Source organism: Xanthomonas sp. CFBP 8151 (genome assembly GCF_011761885.1).
GTDB lineage: Bacteria > Pseudomonadota > Gammaproteobacteria > Xanthomonadales > Xanthomonadaceae > Xanthomonas > Xanthomonas arboricola_B.
The window spans coordinates 1,260,770-1,276,829 of the sequence record NZ_JAASQZ010000002.1 but is presented as its reverse complement, the minus strand read 5'-3'; the positions used below and the strand labels follow the sequence as shown (position 1 = coordinate 1,276,829).

Sequence of the window (16,060 nt, the reverse complement as noted above, 5' to 3'; positions counted from 1 at the left end):
GAACAGGGCCGCGCCTTGCGGCGCTTGAGCGACCGGGGACTGGTGCAGCGTTGCTGCTGGCCGCGTAATCGACTGCCACCAGAGAGAGAACGCAGAAGCCTTCCGCTGTGGCGGCATCGAGACATGACCTGTGCAGCATCTGCGCCGCTAGAGGTTGCGATCATGCGCGCTGGCATGGTGGCGCATGTGAAGGCAGCCCGCTGCATCTACCTGCAGTGCCTGCGCGTGTGCGCGATACGTCTGCGTATTCTCGGCGCGGACCATCGATCGGGACTGCGCTTGCTCAACAGGCGCACCCAACTCGATCAAGGCAATGTCATCCGAACCAGCCAGAAAGGCGCGAATCTTGGGCGGATCGCCCGACTTCAAAGTTTCCTGGCCCGATACGTCGGACATACGCTTGTAGCCGGGGTGGACGAGTATCCGAGCAACTTTGTAGGCAGCCCTGTCGATGGTCACCTCCGCGTCCATGCCGTCCATGGGAGCCGCCTGTGCGGCAGGGAATGACCCACTTCCGCGCGATGAGGACACCATGTCCTTCGCCCGGCATGTCCGCCGGAGCCGGAAACGCTGATTGATCGATTCGATACGTTGAATCGTCACCATCGGCACGGACGACAACGCCCTTTGCCGACGATGAAAGGGTGAACAAGGCAGTAGCAAGTTCACGTCGGCTGTCCGCTTAGGATCGATAGCCGACGCAATCTTGATGCCCCGGTTGGTCCCGTCAAATTCGTGCATCTGGCAGCAGGAAAACTGCCTGTCGGAATCGCCAATCTTGGCGAACCTCTTCCTTCAACGGCTTTGCGTCGGAATCACGAACCACCAAGAGCCGCGTGCTAGCGAGCCGTCTGCTCGGAAGAAACGCTCGCAGCACTGATCGTCGTTACTGGCCGGCGAGCTGATGCGTCGGGATGTTCAACGTCATCACTGCGCGCTCAAGATATTCCTCACCAATCAGCTTGGGGGATGCCGGACGGCACCTGCGCTGCCCAGTCCTTCATCTACACCGCCCCCCTGCCATCCGACCTATTGACTACACCTGTCGTCACGCTTACGGTGGCGACAACTGTAGTCAGGGAGAGCGGCATGCGTGGCAAGACCATCGGGGACCAGGAGCTGGCCCTGCTGCAACACATCGAAGAACAACGGCACACGAGCGTTGGCGAAGTGGCGGCCGCGTTCGGTGAGCCGCGTGGGCTGGCGCGCTCGACCGTGCTGACCATGATGGAGCGGCTGCGCACCAAGGGCTTCCTGCGCCGTAAGCAGGTGGATGGCATGTACCGCTACAGCGCCACCGCCGGCCAGGACGACGTGGTGCGCGGCGCGGTAGGGCAGTTCGTGGAAAAGACCTTGCAGGGTTCGGTGTCGCCGTTCGTGGCGTGGATGTCGCAGCGCGCCGAGGTCAGCGATACCGAACTGGCCGAACTCGAAGCCCTGGTCGCCAAGCTGCAATCGCAGCGCAAGGAGGATTGAGCCATGTCGCCCCTGATCGAATCGCTGTTATGGAGACTCGGCGCCACCAGCGTGCAGACCGCAGTGCTGACGCTGGCGGTGTGGGCGCTGTGCCGTGGCGTGCGCCGCTTGCCGGCCACCACGCAGACCTGGCTGTGGTGGCTGGTGGGCGTGCAGGCCGTGGTCGGCCTGTTGTGGAGCAGCCCGGTGCAATTGCCGGTACTGCCGGCGCACACGTTTGAATCTGCGCTCGGCAGCGCCGACACGTTGGTGCCGGTAGCGACGGCTGCCGTGCCGGCATCGACGGCGGCCAGTGCGACGGCGCACGCCATGGAGGTCGCGATCTGGTCGTCGTGGTCTGTATGGCTGTTGTCAGCGTGGGCGGCCGGCGTGCTGGTGATAGCGACCGGCACGGTGCGCGCCTACTGGCGCAGCCGGGCGTTGGCGCGCGCTGCCCAGCCTTGCACCGACAGGGCGTTGGTGCGGTCGCTGCAGATGGCGGCCGAGGCCCATGGCTTGTCGCGCGCACCCGCGCTGCGGCTGTCTTCGCAGATCGACTCACCGCAGTTGATCGGCCCGTGGCGGCCGGTGTTGCTGCTCCCGGCCACGCGCTTGCCACAGATGGCCGACGACGACCTGGACATGGCGCTGACCCACGAGTTGATCCACCTGCGCCGCCGCGACCTGTGGTGGGGGTTGCTGCCATCTCTCGCCCAGCACCTGTTTTTCTTCCACCCGCTGGTGCATCTGGCCGCACGCGAGTACGCCATTGCCCGCGAGGCTGCCTGCGATGCGGCCGTGGTCGCCGGGCATCGCCATTGCCGTCACCACTATGGACGCCTGCTGCTGCAGCTCGGGGTGTCGCCACGTCTGCTCGGTGGCGTGGCAAGCGCCTCGCCGTCGTTTCTCAGCTTGAAGCGCAGGCTGGTGATGCTGCAGGACACCAGCGCCTTTCCGCGGCTGGCCGCGGCGGTGATCCTGGCAACGGTGGCCGTGGCTGGCGTGGTGCCGCTGCGTCTGGTCGCAATGCCGGTGCCGGCAACCTCCGCCAGCATGCGGCCCATCGTGGTGACCGCGCCGGCAGCGCGCACACAGGGCAGCAGCGCTGCGGACGCCGTCGCACCGATGAGCGCACTGCCTGCACCGGCGCTGCCCGCACTGCCTGCGGCACCCGCTACCCCCGCCTCGCAGGGTGTCATTGCCGATGTACTGGGCACCGAGCAGACGCACGGCGATGGCTGGGATGGGACGCAAGGCGGCTGGGAGGCCGAGCTGGACCGCGTCAGCCGCGAGGCCGCCGCCACAGCCATGCGTGACGCGCAAAGCGCCATGCACGATGCGCTGGGTGCGGACAACAGCGAGCTTGAACGTCGACAGGAACAGATGCAGGACGCGCAGGACGCACTGCAGGAAGCGCGCGAACAGCTGGCCTCCCTGGGGCCGGAACTGGCGCAGGCCAGACAGGACGCGCAACAGCAGGCGCGCGACGCCGAGCAACAGATCCGCGAGATGGCGCAGCAGCATCGCCAGGCGCAATACGCGTATGCCGCCGCGGTGCGCCAAGCGGCCGAGCTGTCCCGGCAACAGGCTGAAATGGGCAAACAGGCCGCACGTCAGGCCCGCATCGAGGCCGCGCGCGGGCAGCAGCAAGCGGCGCAAGCGCAACGGGAGGCAGCGCAAGCGCAGGCAGACGCCGAACAAGCGCAAGCAGACGCCGAACAGGCGCAGAACAACTAGGAGCCATCAACGATACGGGTGCGCCCACCGTCAGGCGGGCGCAACCAGTGCCCGGAGCCGGCATGGACCACGCGCTGGCTGCGGTTTTGGGCCAAGCCGCTTCTTGGCGCGCCATCTACACCGGTCGACGGCGCTCGCACCGTCTTGCCTGCCGCTGCAGCCACGGAACATGGAAAGCCAACCGCAGCGGATTCGCTACAGACCGCAGGTCGCGTCAGCAACCGTCTCTAGCGGCCACGCCTGGGCAACGGTGGCGTGCAGTCCCCGATCCGCTCCCGGCCGTGCACGGCCGGGAGACCGGCGGCAGCGGTAAGCACTGCCTGACGCCAGGCACCTGCCTGCGTCGTGCGATGGCAGCGCACCACGCAGCACCTGCATGACACGGGCCCGCCACAGCCCGGCACTTCCTGCGTGACGACGCTGCGCAGCGTCGGCAACGCCGTGGCCGCGTGATCGCTGTTTCCTACCCCGCCGGTGTCTTACGCAGGCGGCACCTACCGAGCTGTGACCTTCGTGGAGATCTCTCATGATCCAGACCGCTTCCCCCTTGTTGTGCCTACGCACCGCGTTGTTGCTGGCCATCGCCGCACTCGCTGGTTCCTCGCTGATCGCATCTGCATCTGCATCTGCAGCGCATCCGCGTGCGTTGGCTGCCGTGCCGGCAGCGCCCGCCACCTCGGTGCTGCCGGCACCTGCGGCTTCTCCTCTCGCACCAACAGCGATCGCGCCAACCGCGCCGTCGGCACCCGTCGCACCCGTCGCACCCGTTGCGCCCAGTGCAGCAGCTCCGGTCACACCGCGTGCCAGGGCAAACGCAGCGTGCGGCAAAACCGCCCCAATCACCCAGGACGAGGGCGATGCCTATGTGTTGGTGCACGGCGAGCACCAAGTCATGCATGGTTCGCTCAGCGATCTGCAGACCGCACGCGCGTACGGCGATAATGGCCAGCGCGTGTTGTGGTTCCGCGCCGATGGCGTGCAGTACCTGGTGCGTGATCCGACGCTGATGCATCGGCTGAGCGCGGCCCATGTCCGCAGCCGGCAACTGGCCGACGTCCAGGCCACCTTGGCGGCGCGTCAGCAGGCAGTGAGCGAGCGCCAGGCCGCACTGGCCGCGCAGCTCTCTGCGCAGACCGAGCCGCGTGCGCTTCAGGCCTCGACACGCACGCCGTCGGCCGCTGCGTCCGCAGCCTCGCAGCAGGGCGCGATGCCCGACGCGCTGCAGGCGTTGGCGAAGGAGCAGCGTGCATTGGCCGACAGGCAGGCCGCGTTGGCGACCAAGCAGGCCGGTGCGTCCAAGCTCGCCACACGCGAAGCGCTCAAGGTGCTGCGCGAGGCATTGGCCCGTGGTCTGGTCACAAGGGTTTCCGGTTAGAGCGTTCAACAGATCACTGCGCTCACCGCCAGGTGGGCGCAGTCGGTGCTCGGAATCGGCATGTACCACGCGAACACTGCGGTTCTGAGCGCGCCGCCCCGCCTGGCGGCCGCTCGCTACGTTGGGTCAGCCGCTCTTGGTCGCACCGTGTCGCCATCGTGCGGGCACGCCGGACGCGCTGGTGCCGGTCTGCTCGCCGATACTGTGCAATGGGTGCAAACGGCGAGCAGGCGATGACGTATCGGGTGGTGGTGGTGGGTGGCTTCGGGCATTTCGGTGCACGCATCGTGCGGGCGTTGGCGGCGGCGACGCAGATCCAGGTGATCGCGGCCGGGCGGCATCCCGGCGATGTGGCGACCAAGTGGCCGGATGTCGCGCCCGGGCGCATCACCGCCTGCCGACTGGATACCGCGGCAAGCGACTTCGCCGCGCAACTGGCGGCCACCGCCGCCGATGTGGTGGTGCATACCGCAGGCCCGTTCCAGGGCCAGGATTACGCCGTGGCGCGCACCTGCCTGCAGACAGGCATGCACTACATCGACCTGGCCGACGGCCGCACCTTCGTGCGCGATTTCCCCGCTGCACTGGACGCCGTGGCACAGCAAGCGCAGCGTGTGGCCATCAGCGGCGCCAGCACCTTGCCCGCACTCTCCAGTGCCGTCATCGACGCGTTGCTGCCGCGCTTTTCGGCCCTGCATGACATCCGCATGGTCATCGCGCCCGCGCAAGGCACCCCGTTGGGCCTGGCGACGGTGCGTGCGGTGTTGTCGTATTGCGGCACGCCGTTCGAGTGGTGGCACGACGGTGGCTGGCAAACGGTGGTGGGCTGGGCCAGGCCCACACGTGCGCAGTTCGCACAGCTCGCACCGCGCCTTGCATCACCGTGCGATGTGCCCGACCACGACCTGTTGCCGCAGCGCTATCCCGGCGTGCGGACCGTGCAGTTTCGCGCCGCGTTGGAGGTACCGTTCCTGCAGCGCTGCCTGGCGACCGTCGCCTGGCTGCGTCATTGCGGCGTGCCATTGCCGATGGCGCGCCTGGCTGACGTGTTCGCACGCGCCGCGCGCTGGTTCGACCGCTTGGGCACCGACCTGGGCGGCATGCGCGTGGAGCTGCGCGGCATCGGGCACGCTGAAACCAGCAGTCGTCAGCCGCTGCGACTGCAGTGGGACCTCACCGCCCCGATGCTGCACGGCCCGGAAATTCCCTGTTTCGCCGCGATCCTGCTGGTACGCAAACTTGCCGAAGGGCAGGCGTTACCGATCGGCGCGCATGCCTGCATGGGCTTGTTGACGCTGGCCGAGTTCGAGCAGGAGTTTGCAGCGTGGCAGATGACGACTGAGGTGTCGGAAGTACCTGCGTAGGCGCATGTTGCACAGCACAGCGCGAGTCCCTCATGCGCGCAGCAAACCATGCGAGAACGAGGCACGCCCCCGAAAAAGCGGGGCTTTACGCAACACTTACCTTCATCTGCGCAGCGTAAGACGGTCGGGGACCTTCCATGGCGCATCCATCACGGCGGCCCTTGCAGGGTCTGCGGTGATCGCGCGACCGATCACGCATCGAGCTCACGGCGCGTCCAAGAGCGGAATCACCTCGCGGTCCTGCGCGTCCGCCGCCACCAGGCGCTGCATCAGCAGCGACAAGGTCACCACGTCCTGATGATTGTGCTCGGCCACGCGGCGCAGGTTGCGCGCGCTGCCGCCGCGCAGGTAGCTCAACCAGGCGGCCGGGGCCTCGGAGCCGGGCAGGTCGTCCTCGCGTACCACGCGCAGCAGTTGCCGTTCGATGGTGGCCAGCTTGCAGTTCTCCCAGGTGCCGCGATAGCGGCGACGGGTGGGGAACAGCAGGTCCACATGGTCCAGCGCGGAGATCGGGTCGCCGCGGCGCGCCAGCCGGTAGCGCGTCTTCAACAACGGTGCGTCGTAGCAGCGGCCGTTGTAGCTGGACAACACCGTCTGCGGCGACAGCCAGCTGCGGAACAGGTCCAGCATCGCGCTTTCGGCCGCCATCGTGGACATCATCAGCTGCCGCACGCGCAGCCCGCTGCCCTGCGTAGTGTCGGTGTACCAATCGGCCACGCCGATCATGAAGGCGCGCGTGCCGGTGCCGCCGGCCAGGCCGGTGGTTTCGGTGTCGAAGAACAGCAGATTCATCGGGTCCACCGCGTCCTCGCGCTTGGCGAAGGCCAGCGACAGGGCCTGGTGCGGAATCGGCTGCGGCAGGAAGGCGTCGATCAGGTGCAGGCCGGGCGCGATCTCGTTGCCGGGCAGATGCCGATCGGTGGAGGCCGCACGCACCGGCGTATGCGCCGAGACCGCGCGCTCGCGCAGGCCGATCATCTTGCGCAGGCCGGCGATATCGGTGCGTCGCTGCGGTGCCGGGATGGATGTCGGTGCGGCAGGTGTCGCGCGCACAGGCGGCACGCGCGCTGCCGCATCGACCGCCGCACCTGCCGGCTTGTGGCGCACGTCGTGGTCCACCCAAGCAAACGCCGAGCTATCGCGCGCAGGCGCCGCAGCAACCGGCGCCTGCAGGGCGCGGCGTGTCATGGCCGGTGTGGCGGCCTGGGGACGCGGTGCACTGGCAGCATCTACGCTGCCGGGCTGTGCGCTTTGCGCAACCGCATCGCGCGGCAAAGCGCGCGGCGCAGACGCAGCAGCACCGGGGGCAGTCCGACGTTGCGCACGCGTGGGCATCACCGCATCGTCCTTGCGCGCGGTGGGCGTCAGCCCGCCGACCTGGCGGCGTAGCAGGCGCAAACGTTCTGCGCTCACCCCAGCATCGCTGCCAGGCACCGGTCCTGCCGGCGCACCCGTCGGCTGCGCCGTTGCAGGCATGCCACCGGCGGCGCGTGTGCGCGCATCGCCTGCAACAGCGCCCGCACCAACTGCATCACCGGAGATTCGCCCCACCGCTGCACAGTGCAGCTGTCGTGCATCGGTATCCGCATCCACCACACGGGGCCCATCCGCAGCATCCACTGCATTGCCGTGTGCAACCGTCACCGGCGCAGGCACATCGGCGTGCCCGGCCTGACGCCGCAACAACCGCAGCCGGTCCGCACTCACGCTCATGCAGGCACGTCCAGCGCCAGGTCGTCGTCCACCCGGGTGGCATGCCGCAACGGCGCATCCGCATCGACCAGCAGCGCCAGCACGGTCAACGCCAGCGACTTGGGCGACTCGCCCTTGGCTTGCTCATGCGCGGCCAGCACCGGGCCGACGCAGGCCGGGCAGCCGGCGCTGCAGTCGCAACGCCGCACCAGCTCGTCGGCGCGCTGCAGCAGCTCGGCCTGGCGCAGCCACAGCGGCTCGCTCAGGCCCACCCCGCCGGGGAAGTTGTCGTACAGATACACCGTGGGCACGAACGCCTGCTGCAATTCCACCGCGCCTTGCTCGCCCTCGTCCACGCCACGCAGCTGCCCGCGCCCGGTCTGGTCGGCCACCGCAAACCACGCGCCGTCGCCATTGCCCACGGCTTTCTGCAGGTCGCGCGCATCGGCCATCACCGCCACCGTGGCCACCACGTGCAACGCGTAGGCCGCCCCCAGGAATCCGTCCAGTGCATCCTGCTTGGAGGCGAATGCCTTGCCCAGCGTGGCCTGCGGCAGCTGCCACCACACCGCGGTGGTGTGCAGTTCCTGGTCGGGCAGATTGACCGGCCCATAGCCGATGTTCTCGTGCGTGTAATAGCGGATCTTCTTGTAGCCGGACACGCGCCGCACCACATGCACCTCGCCATGGTGCGAATCGCCGCGCCCGGCCACGCCGCCGTCGAAGCGGTCCAGCACCTTCAGCTTGGTGTAGTCGATGCTGTCGGTGTAATAGTCCACATGGGTGCGCGTGACATAGGCCTTGCGGCCTTCCCAGTCCAGCCGCTCCACCTGGTACGGCGCGCTTTGCACCATGTGGATGGCGCCTTCGTACAAGGTCAGTGCAGCGGCCGAATAATCCACCTCGGCGATGATCTGCTGCTTGCCGTCGCTCTTGTCCACCACCACGAAGTTGCCGTCGGCCACCGAGCGCAGGCTCACCGCATTGGCGGGGTAGCTGTCGGCGATCCACTCCCAGCGGTCGCCTTCCTGGTGGACCACTTCGCTTTCGGCCAGCGCTTCCAGAAACACCAGCGGGTCGATCGGCCCGAACGGTTCGCTGGCAATGAACGGCAGTTCGAACGCCGCGCAGCGGATGTGGTCGAACAGGATCAGCGGCTGGTCCGGCGCAATGCGCGCATGTTCGGGCGAGGCATCGGCGAAGAAATCCGGATGCCGCACCACGTACTGGTCCAAGGGTTGCGAGCTGGCCACCAGCACGCCCAGCGCCGGTTGCTGGCGGCGCCCGGCGCGGCCGAAGCGCTGCCAGGTCGCCGCCACGCTGCCGGGGTAGCCGTTGAGGATCACCACGTCCAGCGCGCCGATATCCACGCCCAGCTCCAGCGCCGAGGTGGAAATGATGCCGTCGATGTTGCCGGCGCGCATCGCGCGCTCTACCTCGCGCCGCTCGGTGGGCAGGTAACCGCCGCGGTACGCACGGATGCGTGGCGGCTTGCGCGGGTCGTGGTCGAAGATGTCCTTCAGGTATTTGGTCAGCACTTCCACCATCAGGCGCGTCTGCGCGAAGACCAGCGTCTTCAGCCCGCTCTTGATCGCGATGCGCGCAATGCGGTTGCTCTGCGAGCGTGCCGATGCGCGTAGCCCCAGGTCCGCATTGACCACCGGCGGGTTCCACAACAGCACATGCTTGTCGCCGGTGGGCGCGCCGGACTCGGTGATCGCATGCACCTGTTCCTCGATCAGCGCCTGCGCGTGTGCATGCGGGTTGCCGATGGTGGCCGAGCACAGGATGAACTGCGGGTTGGCGCCGTAGAACGCGCAGATGCGCTTGAGCCGGCGTAGCACATTGGTGACATGGCTGCCGAACACGCCGCGATAGGTGTGGATCTCGTCGATCACCACATAGCGCAGGTTCTCGAAGAACTGCGCCCACTTGGTGTGATGCGGCAGGATCGCCTGATGCAGCATGTCCGGGTTGCTCACCACGATGTCGCCATGCAGGCGGATCGCCTGGCGCGCATCGCCGGGCGTATCGCCGTCGAAGGTGAAGGCCTTCACCCCCAGCGCGCCGGCGCGGTTCAGTTCCAGCAGCTCGGCCACCTGGTCCTGCGCCAGCGCCTTGGTGGGAAACAGGTACAGCGCCTTGGCACCGGAACTCATCGCCGCGCTCACCACCGGCAACGTGTAGCACAGCGATTTGCCCGACGCGGTGGGCGTCACGATCGCCACATGGTCGCCGCGCTGGGTGGCCGCCCACGCATCGGCCTGGTGGCTGTAGAGCTGGCTGATGCCGCGCGCGCGCAAGGCGTCGGCCAGCGCGGCCGGCACGTCGGCGGGAATCGGCGCATAACGGCCGTCGCGCCCGGGCAGGGTGAAGCTGCCGGTGATGCGGTCGTGGTAACGCCGCTCCAGGCGTTGCGTGAGCAGTGCGCCATCGCGGCTGGGCAGGCCATCGGTGGTGGCCAGCGCGCGTTCGGCGGTTTCGGTGCGGGGAGCGAGGGCAAACGGAGGCATACGGCGGCTCCCAAAGAGGGGCATGAGACAGGGGAGGTGTCTCAGGGTATGAGACCAGCGCCAACCCGGCGAGCCTGTGTCACTGAGCGGATTCAGCAAGCCGGGTATTCTGTTGCCCCCGCCGCGTCGCCGTTGCTCTGCACGCTGCGGGCTCCCCCATCCTGAAGAATTGCCGTGTCCGTGCCCCTCCGCGTCACCGCCCCGCACTACAAGACCCGTTCCGCCCGCCGTGCCGATGTGATCGTGCATGCCGCCGGCCTGTTCCTGGCCATCGTCGGCGGCGCGTGGATGGTCTGGCGCGCGCATGCCAACCAGACCATGCTGCTGGCCACCTGCGTGTACGCACTGGGGCTGCTGGTGATGTTCGGCTGCTCGGCCGCCTACAACTTCGCCCCGCCGCAGCGCCAGCCGATGCTGCGCAAATTCGACCACGCCGGCATCTTCGTGATGATTGCCGGCTCCTACACCCCGTTCCTGCTGGTCGCCCTGGACGGCACCTGGCGCTGGGCGATGATTCTGGGCGTGTGGGGCGTGGCCTTGTTCGGCGTGTTCGCCAAGCTGTTCCTGCCCGGCATCGCCAAGGGTTTCTGGGTGGTGATCTACCTGCTGCTGGGCTGGGCCGGCATCGTGGTGATCAAACCGCTGGTGGCCGGCCTGGACAGCACCGTGCTGTGGCTGATCGCCGCCGGCGGCGCGTTCTACACCGTGGGCGTCACCTTCTACGTGCGCAAGTCGCTGGTCTACAACCGCGCCATCTGGCACGCCCACGTGCTGGGCGGCGCGCTCTCGCACTGGTGCGCGATCTGGTTGTGCCTGCGGCCGTTGGGTGGGGTGTAGCCTCGCCCGGCACGGCCGACTTGCCCCACCCGCAGTGATACTTTAGTGTCACTGCATGCGCACAGAACTTGTCACCACGCTCAAGCGGCAGGCCACCGAGCTCCTCGCAGATGTCGAGCGCGACAAGGAGCCGATCCTGATCACCCAGCATGGCCTGCCCAGCGCATACCTGGTGGACGTCGCCAGCTATGAACGCATGCAACGGCGCATGGCGATCCTCGAAGGAATTGCCCGTGGTGAAATGGCGGTAGCCGAAGGCCGCAGCCTGAGCCACGAGCAAGCCAAACAACGCCTGGCGCGATGGCTGAAATAGTCTGGTCGGAGCCGGCGGTGGCCGACCTGGACGCGAGTGCCGACTACATTGCACTTGAGGACGCTGCCGCCGCAGCGGCACTGGTGAGACGGGTGTTTGCGCATGTCGAGCAATTGGCTGAGCACCCGGAGAGTGGAAGCCGGCCGCAGGAGCTCAAGCGCTCCCGCTACCGTCAAATCGTCGAGCCACCTTGCCGCGTGTTCTACCGTGTGGACGGGCAACGCGTTGTCGTGGTTCACGTGATGCGCTCGGAGCGGTTACTTCGGAAGAATCGTCTTTCGCGCTGACAGGCGCGTCCATCTTCCAGCTGTATCGCATTGCACACGCGTTGCTGCGCATGCGCCCACACCGCGCGCAGGCACGGCTTACAGCGCCACCCGCTCAATTAAGAAGCGGCTCACACCCTCACAGCTTGGTCTTCATCACCGCCTCGAACGCCGCATCCGGCGCGATGCTGTCGGAAAGCACGATCACCGAATGCAGCGTGCCCCTGGCCTGCACGTTGTATTCGAAGCCCACCGGCCTGCCGCCGTGGCTGAACACCTCGATCTCGCTGTACTCGCCGAGCCGGCCTTCATAACTCTCGCGCTCCAGCCCGTGCTCCTTGGCAAAGGTGCCGGCGGCGGTGCGTGCGCCCTGCCACACCGCGTCTTCGTAGCTCATCGGCTGCAGCAGGCTGATCAGGTGGGTTGCGCAGGCGCTGGTGCTGGTCACGCCATAGCCGTCGACCTCGCCCAGCAACGGGATCTTGCGGACATCGCGTTTGGGCGTGGCGGTGACCGTGCAGCCAAGCTGCTGCAGATCGGCAAGCGTGAAATGCTCGGACTCCGGGCGCGGCGCACTGGGGGTGGCCGTGCCACCGCCGTTGCAGGCAGACAGCAGGCCCAGCAATGCGAGCGGCAGGAAGGTGCGGGGAGAAACGTGCGGCAACGGTGACGTCCTTGTAAGGGGAAAAGGTGCGCATGGAGCGGTACCACGCCGCCCGCGTGCGCCTGCGGACGCGGAGTATCCGCTGCCTGGCCGCCAGCGCACCAGGCGCGGTGTGGCCGGCCGCTGTGCGGCAGCGTGGCCACGCGCGCGCTCACCAGTGTGACCGGGGCCGGCCTGTGCAGGCGTTGCGGATTATCGCATTGGCACGATCACACCCGGGCAAGCGGTGCATGGGGCCTGCGCGTGCCGTGCGCCTGTAACGCATGCCCGTGCACACCGGCCATGCGCGTCTTGGGGCGCAGGCAATGGTGCGATGACCGGACTCACCGCACCGGCGACCGCATCCCGGCCCCGAAGCCCTGCGCGGGGAACCCCGCCTCCAGCGGCGCACGCCGCTGTACCCACATGTCGCCCATCATCCGGTCCAGGCCACGGTCCAGCCCGGTGACCAGCCCCGCGCCCGGGGTGAAGGTCAGCTCGCCAAAAAAAACCTGGCCATGCTGGATGTACCAGTCCACCCGCACGTAGTCGAAGTCGCCGGCCAGCTGCTGGCTCAGGCCCAGCGCCTGCTCCAGCAACGCGGGCGCGCAGGGCGGGGTGCGCCCGTCGTCGCGGATGCGGTGGAAGGCCGTGTGCAGGTTGTTCACGAAGAAGGTCATCGCCAGCTTGGGCGTGTCGAAGCGCCCGTAGATCACCTGCAGCACATACTGGAAACTGCCATCGGCCTGCCGGAACATGTGGAACTTGTAGTCCACCGGCACCTGCTGCGCATCGCCGATGTACTGCTCCACCAGCAGCCGTGGCGGAATATCGCGGTAGTGGATCTCGCGCACCTTGTCGGAAAAGTCGGTGCGCAGCCACTGGCCGCAGCGCTGCACGATGCGCCGTTTCTGCAGCGCGTCCGGCTCCTCCCGCACCACCTCCACCATCGCCGCGCCATGGTTGGCCTTGATCACGGTCTGCCGCCACTGCGGCAGGCGCAGCAGCTCCTGCGGGTCGGTACTGTCCAGCAGCAGCGGGATCAGATGCGCCTGCCCGATCCTGGCCGCCACGTATGGCCGCACCGCAAACTTGTCCGCCAGCCGCCGGTACAGCGGGTAATCCCCGTGCACGCACTTGCGGTAGAGGATCTTCTCGTTGAAGCACTTGGGGTCGTACAGATCCGGCAGCCGGCCGAAGGTGTGCAGGTAGTACAGCCGGTCCTGGTGCCGCCACGGCAGGGTGCGCAGCAGCCCGCGCGCGCCCTTGCGCAGCAGGCGCTTGAGGCTGATGGCGTCGGTGGCTGGCGCAGCTGCGCCAGGCAACGCGGCCGGGCAGGCGTCGCCTGCAAACCGCGTCAACCCCGGCAGCAGCGCAGCCCACGGCTCACCTGCTGCCCCAACCCGCGCTCCCAGCGGCTGCGTCTGCAGCCCCATCCCGTTGTCCATCGCCAGATCCCTCTTCTCGTCGTTTAGTGAGACGCAGGTCACAATTAAATGTGATGATAGTCACGGTATACGGGAAAAGTAAGAAGAAGGTTGCGAAACGTCTCAAGCAGATCGATTTCGCAAAGATCAGTGCGCTTTAGGGCCTAAAGACGGGTCTGGCGGCCGCTGTCGCGCCCGCTTTGCTGCGTTGCGGCAGCCTGTGTGGGCCAGGGCACGCAGCCACGGCCGGTTGCCGCTTGGGTAGAGCGCCAGTCGGGGCCGTAAGCCGGAGGTCGCGGAACTCAAGTGGCGGCGTGCTCTGCGCCGCGATGGGTAGGTGCACCCAGGGGAAGCGCCAGGCGTTGAAGGCCAGCGCAGGCCCGCACTCAGGGGATGCAGTCGCATCGCGGCCCAGGATCAAGCAACATCAGGCGATACCACTGCAGCCCGCAACGGATGGCCCATGCACGTCACCAAACTCCTGCCCCTGGCCGCACTGAGCCTTGCGCTCGGCGCCTGCGCAAACCCGGACCAGCCCGCACAGGCCGGCAAGGCGCCCACGTCTGCGCTGGCGGCACGCGGCCCGGCCGTTGCCCAAGGCAACGCCGCCGCACTGCCGCCCGACCAGGCGGCCAACAGCAATCCGCCCTCGGCAGGCCAGCAGGCAAGGCGCTATCTCTGCCCGCAAGGCCCCAATGCCTGCCCGGCCGGTGGGCCGTTGATCGCCAATTCCGATGCAGAGGCGCAGTGGCTGTTGCGCCACGGCTACCCGACGGAGCACGAACTGGCCCGCTTGGAAACGCTGACGCTGGACCAGCTCAAGGCCGAGTCCCAGGCAGGCAACCAGGCCGCCACGGTGATCCATGGCAAAAACACCGCACTGGCGGGCCGTTTTTATCAGGGCATCGACATCCTGCGGCGGGCCGCGGTGGCGGGGAACCTGTATGCGTACTACGGGCTGTCGGACGTGTATGCCAGCGACACCGCAAACAAGAACCTGGTCGACAGCCTGGCCTACCTGCGCCTGGCCTACCTGTTGGGCGATGCAAAAGCCTCGGCCGTCATCGCATCGCGTGGTTTGAGCAGCATCGAAAACGTCGTTGCCGACGAGCGCGCCGCGTCACTGCACAAGACGTTTTCCAAGGACCAGCGCCCCTCGCCACGGCCGTTGGAATAACCTCCATCAACGTCAAAGGCTCGGACTTCCCCAGCCAGCCGCTGCTGCCGGTGTTCGCCAACCCCGCCTCGGTGGTGCTCAATACCTCCATCAATGCGCATGTGGGCGCGGCCCGCTCATCGGTGTATGCGGCCACCAAGGCGGCGTTCCTGAGCATGAGCAGGACACTCTCCAGCGAACTGCTGGCGTGCAGCATCCGCCTCAACGCGGTCAGCCCTGGCCCGGTGGAAACCCCGCTGTACGACAAGCTCGGCATCCCCGACGCGTACCGCGACCAGGTCAACCGGGACATCGCCGCCACCATCCCGCTCGGCCGCTTCGGCACCCCGGACGAGGTGGCCAAGGCCGTGCTGTACCTCGCTTGCGATGAATCGAAATGGACGGTGGGCTCGGAACGCATCGTCGACGGCGGCCGCACGCTCAACGGCTGAGCGTTTCGAAGGCAGTGGCAGGCGAACGAGCGTGTCCATGCTGATCGAGAGCGTCACCGAGTTCTCGCGGGTCTTTGAGCGGGACCACGGCAGCACCGCACAGCGTCATGCCCGGTTGACATGTCTGTCAGTCCTGGCTAATTTAATTCCTAACAACTAACCCTCATTGCTACGGGCTTGCACCTTAGGAGTCAGGGAGAAAAAGCCGGCCTTGAGCCGGTTTTTCATTTCTGGGAAACAGAAATGGCAACTGCTTCCTGGGTGTAAACGAGCACATCTTGATTGCCTCAGGCGACTACTCCCTCAGCAAATCGAGCCAGCAGAGGACCATGACAAAGATCCACGCGGGTGTGGAAGATCACTGCGCGGAAACTTGAGCAGAAGCAGGCAATCAGACGCGAACCCGGCGCTGTCCGCAGATAAAGATATGCGCAACACGCCGGCATGCCGCGTCAATGAATCAGCAACGCTGCAATCTTGCCGCCCACCAGCTGAAACACATGCTCCAGCTGCAGCGGGCTCTGCGGGAAATCGCCGGACACTTGCGCGGTGACACTCACTTGCTCGCCCTGGGTGTGCACGCCAACCGGCACCGCACGATACGGCGTGGTGGCCTGCGTCTGTGCCAGCCAGGCCGCAATCGCAGCAGCGCCACGGTGCTGGCGGTGCTCGTCGTGCACCACCGCATCGTCGGCCAGGTGCGGCAGCAGCTCCGTGGCATCGCCGGCGTTGCTGACGGTAAAAAAGCAGGCAATGGCGGCGGGCAGGGCAAGCGACATGGCGGCGGTGTCCGGTGGAAACGGTATGCCATGATCGGCAGCGGCATCACC

General features: G+C 67.2%; 15 protein-coding genes and 1 other RNA gene. 10 read left to right on the top strand and 6 right to left on the bottom strand.

What is annotated here, in order from left to right:
- Positions 1-147 precede the first annotated feature (147 nt).
- Positions 148-480, bottom strand: a complete 333-nt coding sequence (locus FHT08_RS13490; protein ID WP_104606172.1) for a hypothetical protein — start codon at positions 478-480, stop codon at positions 148-150.
- A gap of 609 nt (positions 481-1,089) precedes the next feature.
- Between FHT08_RS13490 and FHT08_RS13485 the strand changes: the two genes are divergently transcribed.
- The 5 genes from FHT08_RS13485 (at position 1,090) to FHT08_RS13465 (ending at position 5,931) form a co-directional block, all read left to right on the top strand.
- Positions 1,090-1,476 carry a BlaI/MecI/CopY family transcriptional regulator gene (locus FHT08_RS13485; RefSeq protein ID WP_166775353.1) on the top strand — a complete coding sequence of 129 codons (387 nt, stop codon included), beginning with the start codon at positions 1,090-1,092 and terminating at the stop codon, positions 1,474-1,476.
- Between the two features lie 3 nt (positions 1,477-1,479).
- On the top strand, positions 1,480-3,192 hold the full coding sequence (locus tag FHT08_RS13480; protein WP_166775352.1) for a M56 family metallopeptidase: 1,713 nt from the start codon (positions 1,480-1,482) through the stop codon (positions 3,190-3,192).
- Between the two features lie 892 nt (positions 3,193-4,084).
- On the top strand, positions 4,085-4,567 hold the full coding sequence (locus FHT08_RS13475) for a hypothetical protein (protein ID WP_243849025.1): 483 nt from the start codon (positions 4,085-4,087) through the stop codon (positions 4,565-4,567).
- A gap of 60 nt (positions 4,568-4,627) precedes the next feature.
- Positions 4,628-4,699: non-coding RNA, sX9 sRNA (locus tag FHT08_RS13470), on the top strand.
- Between the two features lie 101 nt (positions 4,700-4,800).
- The gene (locus FHT08_RS13465; protein ID WP_104536774.1) at positions 4,801-5,931 is read left to right on the top strand and encodes a saccharopine dehydrogenase NADP-binding domain-containing protein; all 1,131 of its coding nucleotides are present in this window, start codon (positions 4,801-4,803) and stop codon (positions 5,929-5,931) included.
- A 204-nt stretch (positions 5,932-6,135) separates the two neighbouring features.
- Here the strand turns inward: FHT08_RS13465 and FHT08_RS13460 are convergent, their stop codons facing one another.
- Both FHT08_RS13460 and FHT08_RS13455 read right to left on the bottom strand, forming a co-directional pair.
- Positions 6,136-7,644, bottom strand: a complete 1,509-nt coding sequence (locus FHT08_RS13460) for a ribonuclease H-like domain-containing protein (RefSeq protein ID WP_166775351.1) — start codon at positions 7,642-7,644, stop codon at positions 6,136-6,138.
- Positions 7,641-10,136: a DEAD/DEAH box helicase gene (locus FHT08_RS13455; RefSeq protein WP_166775350.1), complete on the bottom strand. Its 2,496-nt coding sequence runs from the start codon at positions 10,134-10,136 to the stop codon at positions 7,641-7,643. The genes FHT08_RS13460 and FHT08_RS13455 overlap by 4 nt, the downstream gene beginning before the upstream one ends.
- A gap of 174 nt (positions 10,137-10,310) precedes the next feature.
- Here FHT08_RS13455 and FHT08_RS13450 point away from each other — a divergent pair, with 174 nt between their 5' ends.
- Genes FHT08_RS13450 through FHT08_RS13440 form a run of 3 tightly spaced genes read left to right on the top strand, consistent with a single transcriptional unit; the run spans position 10,311 to position 11,573 of the window.
- Complete coding sequence (locus FHT08_RS13450) at positions 10,311-10,973, top strand: hemolysin III family protein (RefSeq protein WP_166775349.1); 663 nt, start codon at positions 10,311-10,313, stop codon at positions 10,971-10,973.
- A gap of 55 nt (positions 10,974-11,028) precedes the next feature.
- Entirely contained in the window at positions 11,029-11,286 is a 258-nt protein-coding gene (locus FHT08_RS13445; RefSeq protein WP_166775348.1) for a type II toxin-antitoxin system Phd/YefM family antitoxin, read from the top strand.
- A complete protein-coding gene (locus FHT08_RS13440; protein ID WP_104606169.1) occupies positions 11,274-11,573 on the top strand; it encodes a type II toxin-antitoxin system RelE/ParE family toxin in 300 nt (99 codons plus the stop codon). Before FHT08_RS13445 ends, FHT08_RS13440 begins: the two co-directional genes overlap by 13 nt.
- A 118-nt stretch (positions 11,574-11,691) precedes the next feature.
- Here FHT08_RS13440 and FHT08_RS13435 read toward each other — a convergent pair whose 3' ends face one another.
- Entirely contained in the window at positions 11,692-12,216 is a 525-nt protein-coding gene (locus tag FHT08_RS13435) for a hypothetical protein (protein WP_166775347.1), read from the bottom strand.
- A gap of 323 nt (positions 12,217-12,539) precedes the next feature.
- On the bottom strand, positions 12,540-13,631 hold the full coding sequence (locus FHT08_RS13430; RefSeq protein WP_166775486.1) for an ATP-grasp fold amidoligase family protein: 1,092 nt from the start codon (positions 13,629-13,631) through the stop codon (positions 12,540-12,542).
- A 454-nt stretch (positions 13,632-14,085) separates the two neighbouring features.
- Here FHT08_RS13430 and FHT08_RS13425 point away from each other — a divergent pair, with 454 nt between their 5' ends.
- Both FHT08_RS13425 and FHT08_RS13420 read left to right on the top strand, forming a co-directional pair.
- Positions 14,086-14,799 carry a hypothetical protein gene (locus FHT08_RS13425; protein ID WP_166775346.1) on the top strand — a complete coding sequence of 238 codons (714 nt, stop codon included), beginning with the start codon at positions 14,086-14,088 and terminating at the stop codon, positions 14,797-14,799.
- The gene (locus FHT08_RS13420) at positions 14,691-15,230 is read left to right on the top strand and encodes an SDR family oxidoreductase (protein ID WP_343204153.1); all 540 of its coding nucleotides are present in this window, start codon (positions 14,691-14,693) and stop codon (positions 15,228-15,230) included. Before FHT08_RS13425 ends, FHT08_RS13420 begins: the two co-directional genes overlap by 109 nt.
- A gap of 452 nt (positions 15,231-15,682) precedes the next feature.
- On the opposite strand, the gene FHT08_RS13415 is transcribed toward FHT08_RS13420, so the two are convergent.
- Entirely contained in the window at positions 15,683-16,009 is a 327-nt protein-coding gene (locus tag FHT08_RS13415; RefSeq protein ID WP_166775345.1) for a nuclear transport factor 2 family protein, read from the bottom strand.
- Positions 16,010-16,060 lie beyond the last annotated feature (51 nt).

Bases quoted from the DNA above. Each gene is read 5' to 3' on its own strand.
- FHT08_RS13490 (WP_104606172.1), bottom strand. From the start codon at position 480: ATGGACGGCATGGACGCGGAGGTGACCATCGACAGGGCTGCCTACAAA.
- FHT08_RS13485 (WP_166775353.1), top strand. From the start codon at position 1,090: ATGCGTGGCAAGACCATCGGGGACCAGGAGCTGGCCCTGCTGCAACAC.
- FHT08_RS13480 (WP_166775352.1), top strand. From the start codon at position 1,480: ATGTCGCCCCTGATCGAATCGCTGTTATGGAGACTCGGCGCCACCAGC.
- FHT08_RS13475 (WP_243849025.1), top strand. From the start codon at position 4,085: ATGCATGGTTCGCTCAGCGATCTGCAGACCGCACGCGCGTACGGCGAT.
- FHT08_RS13465 (WP_104536774.1), top strand. From the start codon at position 4,801: ATGACGTATCGGGTGGTGGTGGTGGGTGGCTTCGGGCATTTCGGTGCA.
- FHT08_RS13460 (WP_166775351.1), bottom strand. From the start codon at position 7,644: ATGAGCGTGAGTGCGGACCGGCTGCGGTTGTTGCGGCGTCAGGCCGGG.
- FHT08_RS13455 (WP_166775350.1), bottom strand. From the start codon at position 10,136: ATGCCTCCGTTTGCCCTCGCTCCCCGCACCGAAACCGCCGAACGCGCG.
- FHT08_RS13445 (WP_166775348.1), top strand. From the start codon at position 11,029: ATGCGCACAGAACTTGTCACCACGCTCAAGCGGCAGGCCACCGAGCTC.
- FHT08_RS13440 (WP_104606169.1), top strand. From the start codon at position 11,274: ATGGCTGAAATAGTCTGGTCGGAGCCGGCGGTGGCCGACCTGGACGCG.
- FHT08_RS13430 (WP_166775486.1), bottom strand. From the start codon at position 13,631: ATGGGGCTGCAGACGCAGCCGCTGGGAGCGCGGGTTGGGGCAGCAGGT.
- FHT08_RS13425 (WP_166775346.1), top strand. From the start codon at position 14,086: ATGCACGTCACCAAACTCCTGCCCCTGGCCGCACTGAGCCTTGCGCTC.
- FHT08_RS13415 (WP_166775345.1), bottom strand. From the start codon at position 16,009: ATGTCGCTTGCCCTGCCCGCCGCCATTGCCTGCTTTTTTACCGTCAGC.